The organism is Bacteroides sp. 519, from assembly GCF_010500955.1.
GTDB lineage: Bacteria > Bacteroidota > Bacteroidia > Bacteroidales > Bacteroidaceae > Bacteroides.
Window position 1 is genome coordinate 32,230 of record NZ_QVMJ01000004.1, and the last position, 17,247, is coordinate 49,476.

At 41.3% G+C, this 17,247-nt stretch carries 13 protein-coding genes and 5 tRNA genes; 17 read left to right on the plus strand and 1 reads right to left on the minus strand.

Annotated elements, in window-relative coordinates; genetic code table 11:
• The first annotated feature begins 145 nt into the window (after window positions 1-145).
• The 17 genes from rpsU (at window position 146) to rpoC (ending at window position 14,989) form a co-directional block, all read left to right on the plus strand.
• Window positions 146-337 (plus strand): 30S ribosomal protein S21, encoded by a 192-nt coding sequence (gene rpsU, locus D0T85_RS05005; protein WP_163210871.1) that lies wholly within the window; start codon window positions 146-148, stop codon window positions 335-337.
• Between the two features lie 70 nt (window positions 338-407).
• Window positions 408-1,289, plus strand: a complete 882-nt coding sequence (gene xerC, locus D0T85_RS05010) for a tyrosine recombinase XerC (protein ID WP_163210873.1) — start codon at window positions 408-410, stop codon at window positions 1,287-1,289.
• Between the two features lie 18 nt (window positions 1,290-1,307).
• On the plus strand, window positions 1,308-1,607 hold the full coding sequence (gene hpf, locus D0T85_RS05015; protein ID WP_163210875.1) for a ribosome hibernation-promoting factor, HPF/YfiA family: 300 nt from the start codon (window positions 1,308-1,310) through the stop codon (window positions 1,605-1,607).
• Between the two features lie 97 nt (window positions 1,608-1,704).
• Window positions 1,705-1,778 (plus strand) — tRNA-Thr (locus D0T85_RS05020).
• Between the two features lie 147 nt (window positions 1,779-1,925).
• Window positions 1,926-2,008 (plus strand) — tRNA-Tyr (locus tag D0T85_RS05025).
• Between the two features lie 86 nt (window positions 2,009-2,094).
• Window positions 2,095-2,167 (plus strand) — tRNA-Gly (locus tag D0T85_RS05030).
• Between the two features lie 6 nt (window positions 2,168-2,173).
• A tRNA-Thr gene (locus tag D0T85_RS05035) sits at window positions 2,174-2,245 on the plus strand.
• A 129-nt stretch (window positions 2,246-2,374) separates the two neighbouring features.
• On the plus strand, window positions 2,375-3,559 hold the full coding sequence (gene tuf / locus D0T85_RS05040) for an elongation factor Tu (protein ID WP_163210877.1): 1,185 nt from the start codon (window positions 2,375-2,377) through the stop codon (window positions 3,557-3,559).
• Between the two features lie 108 nt (window positions 3,560-3,667).
• Window positions 3,668-3,740, plus strand: a tRNA-Trp gene (locus D0T85_RS05045).
• 14 nt (window positions 3,741-3,754) lie between these two features.
• Entirely contained in the window at window positions 3,755-3,946 is a 192-nt protein-coding gene (gene secE / locus D0T85_RS05050; protein ID WP_163210879.1) for a preprotein translocase subunit SecE, read from the plus strand.
• A 14-nt stretch (window positions 3,947-3,960) separates the two neighbouring features.
• On the plus strand, window positions 3,961-4,503 hold the full coding sequence (gene nusG, locus D0T85_RS05055) for a transcription termination/antitermination protein NusG (protein WP_163210882.1): 543 nt from the start codon (window positions 3,961-3,963) through the stop codon (window positions 4,501-4,503).
• 55 nt (window positions 4,504-4,558) lie between these two features.
• The gene (gene rplK / locus D0T85_RS05060; RefSeq protein WP_163210884.1) at window positions 4,559-5,002 is read left to right on the plus strand and encodes a 50S ribosomal protein L11; all 444 of its coding nucleotides are present in this window, start codon (window positions 4,559-4,561) and stop codon (window positions 5,000-5,002) included.
• A gap of 17 nt (window positions 5,003-5,019) precedes the next feature.
• Window positions 5,020-5,718 carry a 50S ribosomal protein L1 gene (gene rplA / locus D0T85_RS05065; protein WP_163210886.1) on the plus strand — a complete coding sequence of 233 codons (699 nt, stop codon included), beginning with the start codon at window positions 5,020-5,022 and terminating at the stop codon, window positions 5,716-5,718.
• 14 nt (window positions 5,719-5,732) lie between these two features.
• On the plus strand, window positions 5,733-6,245 hold the full coding sequence (rplJ, locus tag D0T85_RS05070) for a 50S ribosomal protein L10 (protein WP_163210888.1): 513 nt from the start codon (window positions 5,733-5,735) through the stop codon (window positions 6,243-6,245).
• A gap of 49 nt (window positions 6,246-6,294) precedes the next feature.
• Entirely contained in the window at window positions 6,295-6,672 is a 378-nt protein-coding gene (gene rplL, locus D0T85_RS05075) for a 50S ribosomal protein L7/L12 (RefSeq protein ID WP_163210890.1), read from the plus strand.
• A gap of 101 nt (window positions 6,673-6,773) precedes the next feature.
• A complete protein-coding gene (gene rpoB, locus D0T85_RS05080; RefSeq protein ID WP_163210891.1) occupies window positions 6,774-10,586 on the plus strand; it encodes a DNA-directed RNA polymerase subunit beta in 3,813 nt (1,270 codons plus the stop codon).
• A 119-nt stretch (window positions 10,587-10,705) separates the two neighbouring features.
• A complete protein-coding gene (rpoC, locus tag D0T85_RS05085; RefSeq protein ID WP_163210893.1) occupies window positions 10,706-14,989 on the plus strand; it encodes a DNA-directed RNA polymerase subunit beta' in 4,284 nt (1,427 codons plus the stop codon).
• Between the two features lie 91 nt (window positions 14,990-15,080).
• Here the strand turns inward: rpoC and D0T85_RS05090 are convergent, their stop codons facing one another.
• Window positions 15,081-17,243, minus strand: coding sequence for a glycoside hydrolase family 97 protein (locus D0T85_RS05090; protein WP_163210895.1), 2,163 nt, complete (start codon window positions 17,241-17,243; stop codon window positions 15,081-15,083).
• Window positions 17,244-17,247 lie beyond the last annotated feature (4 nt).

Genomic DNA, 17,247 nt, shown 5'->3' on the forward strand with positions numbered 1-17,247 from the left:
AACTACTAGCTACTATCTACTAGCTACTAACTACTATCTAATAATATTTTATTCAAAAGTTTGGCTAATAAAGAAACAATATGTAATTTTGCCCCGCAATTTGACTGCGATTTTAGAAACAATAACATAAAACAATAAAAACAAAATGATTGTAGTACCAGTAAAAGAAGGCGAAAACATAGAAAAAGCGCTTAAAAAATTCAAGAGAAAGTTTGAGAAAACAGGAATCGTAAAAGAGTTAAGACGCAGACAACAGTTCGACAAACCATCTGTGCTTAAAAGACTTAAGAAAGAACGCGCAGTTTACGTACAGCAACTTCAGCAAGTAGAAGATTAATAAATCACAATTTCTTTTGATTTATCAATTACTTTTTATACATTAGCTGCAAGGTATAGATGTAGCAATTATGTTGATAGAAGCTTTTCTTGACTATCTCCGGTACGAGCGGAATTATTCTGATAAGACCATAAAAGAATATGGTACAGATATCGCTCAGTTCCGGATTTTTGTTCAAGGAGAGGATACTGAGTTTAAACCCAGCGAGGTTCAATCCGGGATGGTTCGCGAATGGATAATTTCATTGATGGACCAAGGATTGGCATCGAGCTCGGTAAACCGCAAGTTGAGTTCACTCCGTTCGTTCTATAAATTCCTTTTAAAGAGAGGTGAGGTTAAAGTTGATCCGTTACGAAAAATAACAGGGCCAAAGAAAAACAAACCCCTCCCCGTCTTTGTTAAAGAAGTAGACATGGACAAGTTGCTCGACGAAACGGATTTTGGCGAAGGATTTGCCGGCTGTCGCGACCGATTAATTATTGAAACGTTTTATGCCACCGGCATACGACTATCCGAATTAATTGGATTAACCGACGGCGACATTGATTTAATTGCTTCCACCATTAAGGTAACAGGAAAGCGCAACAAACAACGCATCATTCCTTTTGGTGAAGAATTAAAGAAATCGCTAACTGAGTATTTCAATATAAGAAGCGAAACAGTTCCGGTAAAGGCCAATGCATTCTTTATAAAAGAGAATGGAGAAAAACTTTCGAAAGGACTAGTCTATAACATTGTGAAAAAGAATCTTTCAAAAGTAGTTACGACTAAAAAAAGGAGTCCCCATGTGTTAAGGCACACGTTTGCAACAACAATGTTAAATAACGAAGCCGAACTGGGAGCCGTAAAAGAACTTTTGGGGCATAGCAGTTTGGCGGCTACCGAAATTTATACGCACACTACTTTCGAAGAACTTAAAAAGGTGTATAAACAAGCCCACCCAAGGGCTTAATAAAAAAAGGAGGTCTATATGGATATTAGAATTCAATCGATTCACTTTGATGCAGCAGAACAGTTGCAAGCATTCATTCAGAAGAAAGCAGCTAAACTGGAAAAACTTTACGATGATATAACCACAGTAGAGGTAACATTAAAAGTAATAAAGCCCGAAACGGCCGAAAATAAAGAAGCCGGAATCAAAGTGATAGTACCAAATGCAGAATTCTACGCTAATAAAGTATACGATACTTTTGAGCAAGCAGTCGACGAATGCCTTGAAGCATTAGGCAAACAATTGGTAAAACACAAAGAAAAAGCAAGAAGCAAATAAAAAAAAACCAAATATTTTGCTGAAAAGAAATAAATGTCTAAATTTGCAGCCGTTTCGCTCACATTACAGAACGTAACGGTTGCATTTTTTAAAACCCGCCTCTTTAGCTCAGTTGGCCAGAGCACGTGATTTGTAATCTCGGGGTCGTTGGTTCGAATCCGACAAGAGGCTCAAAAAAAGTAATGAGTGATGAGTTTAGAGTAATAAGTGCAATGCTGCACTGAAACTCAAAACCAACAATTCAAAACTTACTGAGTAATAAGTATTGATGCTGAAAAGAAAACTCAAAACTTATAATTCAAAACTCAAAACTAATTGGGGCAGTTACCAGAGTGGCCAAATGGGGCAGACTGTAAATCTGCTGTCTTTCGACTTCGGTGGTTCGAATCCATCACTGCCCACAAAAAGCAACAGCTTATGTTATTGAAAACAGAAAACCAGAGTAATTGTTTAGCGCATTACTCGATTTTCTATTTTCAATTTACTTGCGGAAGTAGCTCAGTTGATAGAGCATTAGCCTTCCAAGCTGAGGGTCGCGGGTTTGAGCCCCGTCTTCCGCTCTTTTTGCTGTTATAGCTCAGTGGTAGAGCACTTCCTTGGTAAGGAAGAGGTCCCGGGTTCAAATCCCGGTAACAGCTCATTTGAGTTTGTAAGACTTTTAGTTTTTAAGTTTGTAAGGCATGCCTAGAACTCAAAAACTCACAAACTTAAGAACTCACAAACTTAAAAGAAGCTGATTATTAATCAAATAAATAACAAGTAAAGCTATGGCTAAAGAGAAATTTAATCGTTCCAAACCGCATGTTAACATCGGTACAATTGGTCACGTTGACCATGGTAAGACTACTTTGACCGCTGCTATCACAACAGTGTTGGCAAAGAATGGTCTTTCTGAACTACGTTCATTCGACTCAATCGACAACGCTCCTGAAGAAAAAGAAAGAGGTATCACTATCAATACTTCACACGTTGAATACGAAACAGCTAACCGTCACTATGCACACGTAGACTGTCCGGGTCACGCCGACTACGTAAAGAACATGGTAACTGGTGCTGCTCAGATGGACGGTGCTATCATTGTAGTAGCTGCTACTGATGGTCCTATGCCTCAAACTCGTGAGCACATCCTTTTGGCTCGTCAGGTAAACGTACCTAAATTGGTTGTTTTCATGAACAAATGTGATATGGTTGACGACGCTGAAATGTTAGAGCTTGTTGAAATGGAAATGAGAGAACTTCTTTCATTCTACGAATTCGACGGTGATAACACTCCTGTTATTCAAGGTTCTGCTCTTGGTGGATTGAATGGCGTTGCTCAGTGGGAAGACAAAATCATGGAACTGATGGAAGCTGTAGATACATGGATTCCATTGCCTCCACGTGATGTTGATAAACCATTCCTTATGCCTGTTGAAGACGTATTCTCTATCACTGGTCGTGGTACAGTTGCTACAGGTCGTATCGAAGCTGGTATCATCAAAACAGGTGAAGAAGTTCAAATCATCGGTCTTGGTTCTGAAGCTAAGAAATCAGTTGTTACAGGTGTTGAAATGTTCCGTAAGATCCTTGACACAGGTGAAGCTGGCGATAACGTAGGTTTGTTACTTCGTGGTATCGACAAAAACGAAATCAAACGTGGTATGGTAATCTGCCACCCAGGAAAAATCACTCCTCATAGCACATTCAAAGCTGAGGTTTATATCCTGAAAAAAGAAGAAGGTGGACGTCACACTCCATTCCACAACAGATACCGTCCTCAATTCTACATCCGTACATTGGACGTTACAGGTGAAATCACTCTTCCAGAAGGAACAGAAATGGTAATGCCTGGTGATAACGTAACAATCAGCGTAGAATTAATCTACCCAGTAGCATTGAACGTAGGTCTTCGTTTCGCTATCCGCGAAGGTGGTCGTACAGTAGGTGCCGGTCAGATTACTGAAATTCTTTAAATAAGTATAGAAGTAAAGAAGTGAGGTAAAGGAGGTAAAGTAGAAATACTTTGCATAAACTTTACCTCACTTTACCTCCTTTTACCTCACTCAAATACTTAATAATTTACGGGAGTAGCTCAGTTGGTAGAGCACTGGTCTCCAAAACCAGGTGTCGGGAGTTCGAGCCTCTCCTCCCGTGCTAATATTTAGAAAATGAAAAAGATAATTAACTACATTAAGGAATCTTATAACGAACTTGCTCATAAAGTATCGTGGCCTACGTTATCTGAACTTACTAACAGTGCAGTAGTTGTTTTATATGCTTCCCTCCTCATTGCATTGGTAGTATTCGCGATGGACTTCTGTTTCCAAACTGTAATGGAAAAGTTTATCTATCCACATTAAAAAAGAATTATTAAATGTCTGAGATTGAAAAAAAATGGTATGTTCTACGTGCCATTAGCGGAAAAGAAACTAAGGTTAGAGAATATCTCGAAGCTGAAATTAAAAACGGCGACCTTGGCGAATATGTGTCTCAGGTATTGATTCCTACCGAGAAAGTATATCAGGTTCGCAATGGAAAAAAAATTGTGAAGGAAAGAAGTTATCTTCCTGGTTACGTATTGGTAGAGGCAGCTCTTGTTGGTGAGGTTTCTCATCAGTTAAGAAACACGCCTAATGTGATTGGATTTTTAGGTGGACAGGAAAAACCTGTACCATTGAGACAGTCGGAAGTGAATCGTATACTTGGAACAGTTGACGAGTTACAAGATGCGGGTGAAGAAATCAACATTCCGTATATTGTTGGCGAAACTGTAAAAGTTACTTTTGGTCCTTTTAGCGGATTCAGTGGTATCATTGAAGAAGTGAATAGCGAGAAAAAGAAACTAAAGGTGATGGTGAAAATATTTGGGCGTAAAACTCCGCTCGAATTGGGCTTTATGCAAGTAGAAAAAGAATAGTACAGGTGTTACGCTGTATATTCTTTATTAATGTTTATATATAAATCAATAGAAAATGGCTAAAGAAGTTGCTGGACAAATCAAATTACAGATTAAAGGAGGCGCAGCAAATCCATCTCCCCCAGTAGGACCTGCATTAGGTTCCAAAGGGATTAACATCATGGAGTTTTGCAAGCAATTCAACGCCAGAACCCAAGACAAAGCAGGTAAAATCCTACCTGTAATCATTACTTATTATGCAGATAAGTCTTTTGATTTTGTAATCAAGACTCCTCCTGTTGCCATCCAATTGCTGGAAGTGGCTAAGTTAAAAGGTGGTTCTGCTGAGCCTAATCGTAAAAAAGTAGCTGAACTTACATGGGATCAGATTCAAACGATTGCTCAGGACAAAATGGTCGACTTGAACTGTTTTACAATAGAGTCTGCTATGACAATGGTTGCTGGTACTGCTAGAAGTATGGGTATCGCTGTAAAAGGTGAATTCCCGGGAAATAATTAATTAAACTTCAATTTAGAATGGGTAAACTGACAAAAAAACAAAAGTTAGCTGCAGAAAAAATTGAAGCAGGGAAAGCATACTCACTGAAAGAAGCTGCATCATTAGTAAAAGAAGTTACTTTTACTAAGTTCGATGCTTCCGTAGATATAGATGTACGTTTAGGAGTTGACCCACGTAAAGCTAACCAGATGGTGAGAGGTGTTGTTTCACTTCCTCATGGAACTGGTAAGGAAATTCGTGTGTTGGTACTTTGTACACCTGATGCTGAAGCTGCTGCAAAAGAAGCCGGCGCTGACTATGTTGGTCTTGACGAATATATTGAAAAGATCAAAGGTGGATGGACTGATATTGATGTAATCATCACTATGCCATCTATCATGGGTAAAATTGGTGCCCTGGGTCGTGTACTTGGTCCTCGCGGATTAATGCCTAACCCCAAAAGTGGTACTGTAACTATGGATGTTGCAAAAGCTGTGAAAGAAGTAAAACAAGGTAAAATCGACTTCAAAGTAGATAAAACCGGTATTGTTCATACTTCAATTGGTAAAGTATCTTTCGACGCCGACAAAATCCGCGACAATGCGAAAGAGTTTATGGCTACCATAAACAAACTAAGACCAACCGCAGCAAAAGGTACATATATCAAGAGTATTTATCTTTCTAGTACAATGAGTCCGGGTATCAAAATCGACCCGAAAACAATTGAAGAAGTTTAAAATAAAAAAAGAACATGAGAAAGGAAGATAAAAATTCAATTATAGAGCAAATAGCTGCTACTGTACAGGAATATGGTCACTTCTATCTGGTTGACCTTACAGCAATGAACGCTGAAAAAACCAGTGCACTGAGAAGAGCTTGTTTCAAAGCAGACATCAATTTGATGGTTATCAAGAATACACTTCTTGAAAAAGCTTTAGACTCATTAGAAGGCGACTACTCACCTCTTTACAGCTCATTGAAAGGAGCAACAGCCATTATGTTTAGCAATGTTGCTAACGCACCGGCAAAGTTGATCAAAGATATGGCTAAAGATGGTATTCCAGGACTGAAAGCTGCTTATGCAGAAGAAAGCTTCTACATCGGAGCTAATCAGCTTGACGCTCTTGTTAGCATCAAGAGCAAAAATGAAGTTATTGCTGATATCGTGGCATTGCTGCAATCACCAGCGAAAAACGTTATTTCGGCTCTTCAATCAGGTGGTAACACCCTTCACGGAGTTCTTAAGACTCTTGGTGAAAGATAATTTAAAACCAAATTACTTAGTAAATTAAACATTAAAACTTATAAATAAAATGGCAGATTTAAAAGCTTTTGCAGAACAACTAGTTAACTTGACAGTAAAAGAAGTTAATGAACTTGCAACTATCCTTAAAGAAGAGTATGGTATTGAACCTGCTGCTGCAGCTGTAGCTGTTGCTGCTGGTCCTGCTGCTGGTGGTGGTGCTGCTGCGGAAGAAAAATCTTCTTTCGATGTAGTATTGAAAAGCGCAGGTTCAGCTAAATTACAAGTAGTAAAAGCTGTGAAAGAAGCATGCGGTCTTGGCTTGAAAGAAGCTAAAGATATGGTAGACGGTGCTCCTAGCGTAGTAAAAGAAGGTTTAGCTAAAGACGAAGCAGAATCATTGAAGAAAACATTGGAAGAAGCTGGAGCTGAAGTTGAACTTAAATAAAATTACCTGGTAAACAGGACGTTCGGTTAGGAATCCTCCGCAAGAGGGTTCTTAGCCTTTTTGTGTATATATTTATAAAAGTTCTACAAATTCACTGACAGATGTCTTCAAATACTGTAAATCAAAGAGTTAATTTTGCTTCGACTAAAAATCCACTAGAATACCCGGATTTTCTGGAAGTACAATTGAAGTCGTTCCAAGACTTCCTACAACTAGATACTCCGCCCGAAAAGCGTAAAAACGAGGGATTATATAAAGTATTTGCTGAAAATTTCCCTATTGCCGACACAAGAAATAACTTTGTTCTTGAGTTTTTGGACTATTATATTGATCCTCCGCGTTATACCATCGAAGATTGTATAGAGCGTGGGCTTACTTATAGTGTTCCATTAAAGGCAAAATTAAAATTATATTGTACAGACCCCGATCACGAAGATTTCGATACGGTTATTCAGGATGTATTTCTTGGTCCTATTCCTTATATGACGGATAAGGCAACTTTCGTTATAAACGGAGCAGAACGTGTTGTTGTGTCACAGCTTCACCGTTCGCCAGGTGTATTCTTTGGTCAAAGCGTTCATGCTAACGGAACAAAACTGTACTCGGCCCGTATCATCCCATTTAAGGGATCATGGATTGAGTTTGCTACAGACATTAACAATGTTATGTATGCATACATCGACCGTAAAAAGAAATTGCCCGTTACAACTTTATTGAGAGCAATCGGTTTTGAGAATGATAAAGACATTCTTGAAATATTCGACCTTGCCGAAGACGTAAAAGTTAACAAGACCAATCTGAAGAAGGCTGTAGGCCGAAAATTGGCGGCTCGTGTTCTGAAGACCTGGATTGAAGATTTTGTAGACGAAGATACCGGCGAAGTTGTTTCGATCGAACGTAACGAAGTTATTATCGACCGTGAAACAGTACTTGACGCCGAACATGTTGAAGAAATTCTGGATTCGGGGGTTTCGAACATTCTTCTTCATAAGGATGAACCAAACCAGTCCGACTTCTCTATTATATATAACACTCTTCAGAAAGACCCAAGTAACTCGGAAAAAGAAGCTGTTCTTTACATTTACAGACAGCTCCGTAACGCCGACCCTGCTGATGATGCCAGTGCGCGCGAGGTTATCAATAACCTGTTCTTTTCTGAAAAGAGATATGACCTTGGTAATGTGGGCCGTTACAGAATCAACAAAAAATTGAATCTGACTACCGACTCGGATGTTAAGGTTTTAACTAAAGAAGATATTATCGAAATCATCAAATATCTGATTGAGTTGATTAACTCAAAAGCAGATGTGGATGATATTGACCACTTAAGTAACCGTCGTGTGCGTACAGTAGGCGAACAATTGTCGAACCAGTTTGCTGTTGGTTTGGCTCGTATGTCTCGTACTATCCGCGAACGTATGAACGTTAGGGACAATGAGGTATTTACTCCGATTGATTTGATTAATGCGAAGACTATTTCTTCTGTAATCAATACTTTCTTCGGAACAAATGCGTTGTCGCAGTTCATGGACCAAACAAATCCGCTTGCCGAAATTACTCACAAAAGACGTATGTCGGCCTTAGGGCCTGGTGGTCTTTCGCGTGAGCGTGCCGGATTTGAGGTTCGCGACGTTCACTACACACACTATGGTCGTCTTTGTCCGATTGAAACTCCTGAAGGTCCAAACATTGGTTTGATCTCTTCATTATGTGTATATGCAAAGATCAATGAACTTGGATTTATTGAAACTCCATACCGCACAGTTAAAGACAGCAAAGTAGATATTTCCGACAACGGTATTATTTACCTCACTGCCGAAGAAGAAGAAGCTAAAATCATTGCACAGGGTAATGCTCCACTCGACGATAACGGTAAGTTTATTCGTAACCGTGTAAAAGCGCGTCAGGATGCCGATTATCCGTTAGTTGAGCCCGATCAGGTAGAATTGATGGACGTTGCTCCACAGCAGATTGCATCTATTGCAGCTTCGTTGATTCCGTTCCTTGAACATGACGATGCTAACCGTGCGTTGATGGGATCGAACATGATGCGCCAGGCAGTTCCATTGTTAAGAACAGAATCGCCTATCGTTGGTACAGGTATCGAACGTCAGCTTGTAAAAGACTCGCGTACGCAGATTGCTGCCGAAGGAGAAGGTATTGTTGAATATGTTGATGCAACTACCATCCGTATTAAATACAACAGAACAGAAGACGAAGAATTTGTAAGCTTCGAATCGGCAAGCAAAGAATACAAACTTCCTAAATTCCGCAAGACTAACCAAAACATGACTATCGACCTTCGCCCTATTTGCGAAGTTGGCGATCATGTATTGGCAGGTGATATCCTTACCGAAGGCTATTCTACCCAACAAGGCGAATTGGCTTTAGGAAAGAACCTGCTGGTTGCTTACATGCCCTGGAAAGGATACAACTATGAGGATGCTATTGTGTTGAACGAACGCGTAGTTCGCGAAGACTTGCTTACCTCGGTTCACGTTGAAGAGTACTCGCTCGAAGTACGCGAAACAAAACGTGGTATGGAAGAGCTTACCGCCGATATTCCTAACGTTAGCGAAGAAGCAACAAAAGACCTTGACGAAAACGGTATCGTAAGAGTTGGTGCACGTATTCAGCCGGGTGATATTTTGATTGGTAAAATTACTCCAAAAGGCGAATCGGATCCTTCGCCCGAAGAAAAACTGCTTCGTGCTATCTTTGGTGATAAGGCCGGTGATGTGAAAGATGCTTCGTTGAAAGCTTCACCATCTCTGTCGGGAGTTATTATAGATAAGAAACTATTTTCGCGTGTAATTAAGAGCCGCAGTTCTAAGTTAGCTGATAAAGCTCTGTTGCCGAAGATTGACGATGAATTCGAATCGAAAGTTGCTAAACTAAGAGGAATTCTGGTTCAAAAGCTGGCTAAATTAACCGAAGGAAAAGCTTCGCAAGGAGTGAAAGATTATCTCGGTGCCGAAGTTATTGCTAAGAATGCAAGATTCACTGTATCCGACTTCGACAACATGGATTTCAATGCCGTACAATTGAGCAACTGGACAGATGATGCCAGAATCAACAGCATGATCCGTGATGTGATAATGAACTTCCTGAAAAAATACAAAGAACTGGATGCCGACCTGAAGCGTAAGAAATTCAGCATTACCATTGGTGATGAACTTCCTGCAGGTATCATTCAGATGGCCAAAGTATATGTTGCCAAGAAACGTAAAATCGGTGTTGGTGATAAGATGGCAGGACGTCACGGTAACAAAGGTATTGTATCGCGTATCGTACGTCAGGAAGATATGCCATTCCTTGAAGATGGAACTCCGGTTGATATCGTATTAAATCCGTTGGGTGTGCCTTCGCGTATGAACATCGGACAGATATTTGAAGCTGTATTGGGTTCGGCCGGAAAGAGACTTGGTATCAAGTTTGCCACTCCTATCTTTGATGGTGCTACTTTGGACGATTTGTCGGAATGGACAGATAAAGCCAAATTGCCACGCTACGGTAAAACCTATCTGTATGATGGTGGAACCGGCGAACGTTTTGACCAACCTGCAACTGTAGGTGTGACTTATATGTTGAAACTGGGTCACATGGTTGAAGACAAGATGCATGCCCGTTCAATCGGTCCATACTCATTGATCACTCAGCAGCCTCTTGGTGGTAAAGCACAATTTGGTGGACAGCGTTTCGGAGAAATGGAGGTTTGGGCACTCGAAGCATTCGGTGCATCACACATCCTGCAAGAAATCCTGACTATCAAATCCGATGATGTGGTTGGACGTTCAAAAGCTTATGAAGCAATCGTTAAAGGTGAACAAATGCCTCAACCAGGTATTCCCGAATCATTGAACGTATTGTTACATGAACTTAGAGGACTTGGGCTAAGCGTCAACCTCGAATAAGTTATGAGTAGTGAGTAATGAGTAATGAGTTTACGATGCTGTATAACATCCCAAACCCATTACTCACGCTCAAAACTCAAACTCAAAACTCAAAACTCAAAACTCATAACTCTTAAAGTATGGCTTTTAGAAAAGAAAATAAATCAAAGAGTAATTTCTCAAAAATTTCAATCGGCTTGGCTTCCCCTGAAGAAATTCTGGAAAGCTCAAGTGGTGAAGTATTGAAGCCTGAAACCATTAACTATCGTACTTACAAACCCGAACGCGACGGTTTATTCTGCGAACGTATATTCGGTCCTATCAAGGATTACGAATGTCATTGCGGAAAATACAAACGTATCCGTTATAAAGGCATTGTGTGCGACCGTTGTGGTGTGGAAGTTACCGAAAAGAAAGTCAGACGTGAACGTACAGGCCATATCCAATTGGTTGTACCTGTAGCTCATATCTGGTATTTCCGTTCACTACCCAATAAAATAGGTTATCTGTTAGGATTACCTACCAAGAAACTCGATTCAATTATATATTATGAGCGTTATGTTGTTATTCAGCCGGGTGTAAAGGCTGAGGACGGCGTATCTACTTATGATTTACTCTCGGAAGAAGAATACCTGGACATTCTGGATACGCTTCCAAGAGAAAACCAATACCTGGAAGATAGCGACCCCAATAAGTTTGTTGCTAAAATGGGTGCCGAAGCAATTTACGATTTGCTTTCGCGCATTGACTTAGACACACTGTCGTACGACTTAAGAAACCGGGCTGGTAACGACTCTTCACAACAACGTAAAAACGAAGCTTTGAAACGTTTGCAGGTTGTTGAATCGTTCCGTGCATCGCGTGGACGCAACAAACCCGAATGGATGATTGTACGTATTGTTCCGGTGATTCCACCCGAACTTCGTCCTTTGGTTCCATTGGATGGTGGCCGTTTCGCTACTTCGGATTTGAACGACCTTTATCGTCGTGTTATCATTCGTAACAACCGTTTGAAGAGACTTATCGAAATCAAAGCTCCCGAAGTAATCTTACGTAACGAAAAACGTATGCTTCAGGAATCTGTTGACTCATTATTCGATAACTCACGTAAATCGAGCGCTGTTAAGACGGATGCTAACCGTCCGCTGAAATCACTGTCGGACAGCTTGAAAGGTAAACAAGGACGTTTCCGTCAGAACCTTTTGGGTAAACGTGTTGACTACTCGGCTCGTTCGGTTATCGTTGTAGGTCCTGAGTTAAAGATGCACGAATGCGGTATTCCTAAACTGATGGCTGCCGAACTTTACAAACCATTTATCATCCGTAAGTTGATTGAACGTGGTATTGTAAAAACAGTAAAATCGGCCAAGAAAATTGTTGACCGCAAAGAAGCTGTTATCTGGGATATCCTTGAACACGTAATGAAAGGTCATCCGGTACTATTGAACCGTGCTCCGACTCTTCACCGTTTAGGTATTCAGGCATTCCAGCCAAAAATGATCGAAGGTAAAGCTATCCAGCTGCACCCACTGTCGTGTACTGCGTTCAACGCCGACTTCGACGGTGACCAGATGGCGGTTCACTTGCCTTTGAGCAACGAAGCAATTCTCGAAGCACAGATGTTAATGCTGGCTTCACACAATATTCTTAACCCTGCCAATGGTGCTCCTATTACTGTTCCTTCACAGGACATGGTGCTTGGTTTGTACTACATTACCAAGATTAGAAAAGGTGCCAAAGGCGAAGGTTTGACATTCTACGGACCAGAGGAAGCTATGATTGCTTACAACGAAGGTAAAGTAGATATTCATGCTCCGGTTAAAGTAATTGTTAAAGACCTTGATGAAGAAGGAAATATCGTTGATGTTATGCGCGAAACTTCTGTTGGACGTGTAATCGTAAACGAAATCGTTCCACCCGAAGCTGGTTACATCAACACACTGATATCTAAGAAATCTCTTCGCGATATCATTAGTGATGTTATCAAAACCTGCGGGGTAGCACGTACAGCCGACTTCCTTGATGGTATTAAAGACCTTGGTTACCAAATGGCCTTCAAAGGTGGTTTGTCGTTCAACCTTGGTGACATCATTATACCGAAAGAAAAAGAAATACTTGTTCAACGTGGTTACGACGAAGTAGAACAGGTTATCAATAACTATAACATGGGTTTCATTACCAATAATGAACGTTATAATCAGGTTATTGATATCTGGACACACGTAAACTCTGAATTATCTAACATCCTGATGAATACAATTTCTACAGATGACCAGGGATTCAATTCAGTGTATATGATGCTTGACTCAGGAGCCCGTGGTTCTAAAGAACAGATTCGTCAGTTGTCTGGTATGCGTGGTTTGATGGCTAAACCTCAGAAGGCTGGTGCCGAAGGTGGTCAGATCATTGAAAACCCGATCCTTTCGAACTTTAAAGAAGGTCTTTCTGTGTTAGAGTACTTTATCTCTACCCACGGTGCCCGTAAAGGTTTGGCGGATACGGCCTTGAAAACAGCCGACGCCGGTTATCTGACTCGTCGTCTTGTTGACGTATCGCACGACGTTATTATTAACGAAGAAGACTGTGGAACACTTCGCGGACTTATTGCCACCGACCTGAAGAACAACGACGAGATTGTTGCTACTATGTACGAGCGTATCCTTGGACGTGTATCGGTACACGATATTCTCCACCCAACAACTGCCGAACTTCTGGTTGCCGGTGGTGAAGAAATCACTGAAGACATTGCCAAGAAGATTGATCAATCTCCAATAGAAAGCGTTGAAATCCGTTCGGTATTGACTTGCGAATCTAAGAAAGGAGTTTGTGCTAAATGTTACGGACGTAACCTTGCTACCAATAATATGGTTCAGAGAGGTGAAGCGGTTGGTGTAATTGCTGCACAATCTATCGGTGAGCCTGGTACACAGTTAACACTTCGTACATTCCATGCTGGGGGTACTGCTTCGAATATTGCTGCTAATGCAACTATTATAGCCAAAAACAACTCTCGTTTGGAATTCGACGAACTTCGTACAGTAGACACTATTGATAGCGAAACCGGCGAAACAGTAAAAGTAGTTGTAGGTCGTTTGGCCGAAGTACGTTTCATCGACATCAATACCGGAATTGTTCTTTCAACTCAAAATATTCCTTACGGTTCTAAACTGTATGTTTCGGACAATGAAACAGTGAAGAGTGGAACTACCATTGCAAAATGGGACCCATTTAACGCGGTTATTATCACTGAAGCAACTGGTAAGATTGAGTTCGAAGGTGTGATTGAAAACGTAACATACAAAGTAGAATCGGACGAAACTACCGGTTTACGCGAAATCATCATCATCGAATCGAAAGATAAGACCAAGCTTCCATCGGCTCACATCTTTGATGAAAACAAAGAATTGATCCGTACGTATAACTTACCTGTGGGTGGACACGTTGTAATTGAAAACGGCCAAAGAGTGAAAGCCGGTGAAGTTATTGTGAAGATACCACGTGCTGTAGGTAAAGCGGGTGATATCACAGGGGGTCTTCCACGTGTTACCGAGTTATTCGAAGCACGTAACCCATCGAACCCTGCTGTTGTATCCGAAATTGATGGTGAAGTTGCCATGGGCAAGATTAAACGCGGTAACCGCGAAATCATCGTTACATCTAAAACAGGTGAAGTGAAAAAGTACCTTGTTGCTCTTTCAAAACAGATCCTTGTTCAGGAAAACGACTATGTTCGCGCAGGTACTCCGCTATCGGATGGTGCTACAACTCCGGCCGATATCCTTGCCATTAAAGGACCTACTGCTGTACAGGAATATATCGTGAACGAAGTTCAGGACGTATACCGTTTGCAAGGGGTGAAAATCAATGATAAGCACTTCGAAATCATCGTTCGTCAGATGATGCGCAAAGTTGAAATCGACGAGCCGGGAGATACCCGTTTCCTTGAACAACAGATTGTTGACAAACTCGACTTTATGGAAGAGAATGATCGCATCTGGGGCAAGAAAGTTGTTATCGACGGTGGTGATTCGCAAACCATGATTCCCGGACAGATTGTTACTGCCCGTAAGCTGAGAGATGAAAACAGTATGCTGAAACGTCGCGACATGAAAACTGTTGAAGTACGTGATGCTGTTCCTGCAACATCAACTCAGATACTTCAAGGTATTACACGTGCTGCATTGCAAACTCAGAGCTTTATGTCGGCTGCTTCCTTCCAGGAAACAACCAAGGTACTGAACGAAGCTGCAATCAACGGTAAGGTAGACCGTCTGGAAGGTATGAAGGAAAACGTAATCTGCGGACACCTGATTCCTGCCGGTACCGGACAGCGCGAATTCGAAAAGATTATTGTTGGTTCTAAAGAAGAATATGATCGTATTCTGGCCAACAAGAAAACTGTTCTGGATTATAACGAAGTATAATTTGTTATTCAAAATATGTAAAAGGGAGGCAACTGTTAGCGGTTGCCTCCCTTTTTGTTGATATAAATAAAGCTAGACGAATACCCCTGTACTATATCGCAACAATACTAACAGCATACCCACCCCCGGGCACTGACTTTTGCTTCAGCTTTGATTTATTAGTTACCACAACTTTCCTGATTTCATACGCTTGCGGATTGGTTTTGTAATGCGCATCCTTTGCATCCGAATAGATGGTAGCCATATACTTCTTTCCGGCATCAAGGAAATCGAGTGTGATGTTAGAAGTATGTCCTTTTTCTCCTGCTACATTGCCAATAAACCAATTGTCGGTACCTTTGGCTTTACGGGCTACGGTTATATATTCTCCCGGTTCGCCCTCCAGATATTTGCTATCGTCCCAATCCAGTGCAACGTCTTTGATAAACTGGAAAGCATCACTGAATTGTTCGTAATGTTCCGGAAAGTCGGCTGCCATTTGCAATGGGCTGTACATGGTTACATATAACGCAAGTTGATTGGCCAGCGTACTGTTAACATGCGATTGATTGTTTGGATTGATTTTATTTATATCCATTTCGAATATACCGGGAGTATAATCCATTGGCCCTCCAACCAAACGGGTGAAAGGAAGAACAGTGACATGATTGGGTTTGCTACCACCAAAAGCCTGATATTCCGTACCGCGTGCCGATTCATTGCCAATCAGGTTGGGCCACGTACGACACAAACCAGTTGGACGGGTGGCTTCGTGGGCATTCACCATTATTTTATGTTCGGCAGCTTTTTCAATGGCGTATTGGTAATGGTTGTTCAGCCATTGACTGTAGTGAAACTCACCACGGGGAATCATATTGCCCACATATCCCGATTTTACAGATGTGTATCCGTTATCGTTCATAAACTGATAAGCAGCATCCAGATGGCGTTCGTAATTACGGATAGAACCGGACGTTTCGTGGTGCATCATCATTTTTACTCCTTTACTGCGGGCATAATCGCGTATCTCTGAAAGTTTGAAGTCCGGGTAAGGAGTCAGGAAATCGAATACATAATCTTTGGAGTTCCCAAACCAGTCTTCCCAACCGATGTTCCACCCTTCAACCAAAACAGCGTCGAAACCATGCTGGGCTGCAAAGTCAATGTACCGTTTTACGTTTTCGGTAGTGGCACCGTGGCGTCCATGTGGTTTTACTTTGCTATAGTCGGTTACGCCGAGTTGCACACTTGGCAGATCGTAAGTGTATGACCATTCGCTTTTTCCGGTAATCATCTCCCACCATACACCCACGTATTTTACAGGTTTAATCCATGAGGTATCTTTTATTTTGCATGGTTCGTTGAGATTCAATGTGAGGTTGGAAGCCAGTATGCTCCTTGCATCGTCACTTACAATTACTGTGCGCCAAGGTGTATTACACGGAGCTTGCATGTGGCCTTTTGTTCCGTTGGCATCGGGTGTTAACCAAGACTCGAACACAAAGTTCTTATCATCCAGATTGAGGTGCATACACGCGTAATTAATAAGAGCTGCTTCGTGCAGGTTGATATAGATGCCATCATCTGTTTTAAGTTGGAGGGCTGTTTGTACTCCGGTTGGCGAAAAGGGTGTTTGTGAAGCATTGGGAGTAATTGCTCCTTGCATCAAACCGCTGATTTCCGACAGGCGGGAAGTGGTATAGTCATATTCTTGTGTATCGTAATCGCCGGGTATCCAGTAAGCGGTATGATCTCCGGTCATGGCAAATTGTGTCCGTTCTTCTTTGATAACAAAGTAGATAAGATTCTTTTGCTGCGGGAATTCATACCTGAACCCCAAACCATCGTTAAACAAGCGGAAACGTATTATCATTTCCCGTTCTGTACCTTCCTGATGGAGATTGACTGTCAGCTCATTGTACTGGTTCCGGATGTTGCGGGTTTCTCCCCATACCGGTTGCCAGGTTTCATCGAAGCTGGTTGTATGGGTATTGGTAACTTTAAAGTTATCATACAATGATGTTTCAGGGTCTTTGGTATCGGACTTGATATTCATTTCCTCCCCAAATTCTACTTTGGTAGTATTTCCTATCAGTTCCAATCCCATTGTGCTTGGTTTAATTACGGTTTTCCCTTTGTAATCAAGCTGATAGGTAGGTGTACCGCCTTGTTGCAAAGAGAATTTCAGATTCAGGTTGCCATCGGGCGATTTTAAATCCTGTGCAAGTATAGTACCCGACAGAAAGAAACTTAGTAATAACAGTATTTTCTTCATTTCA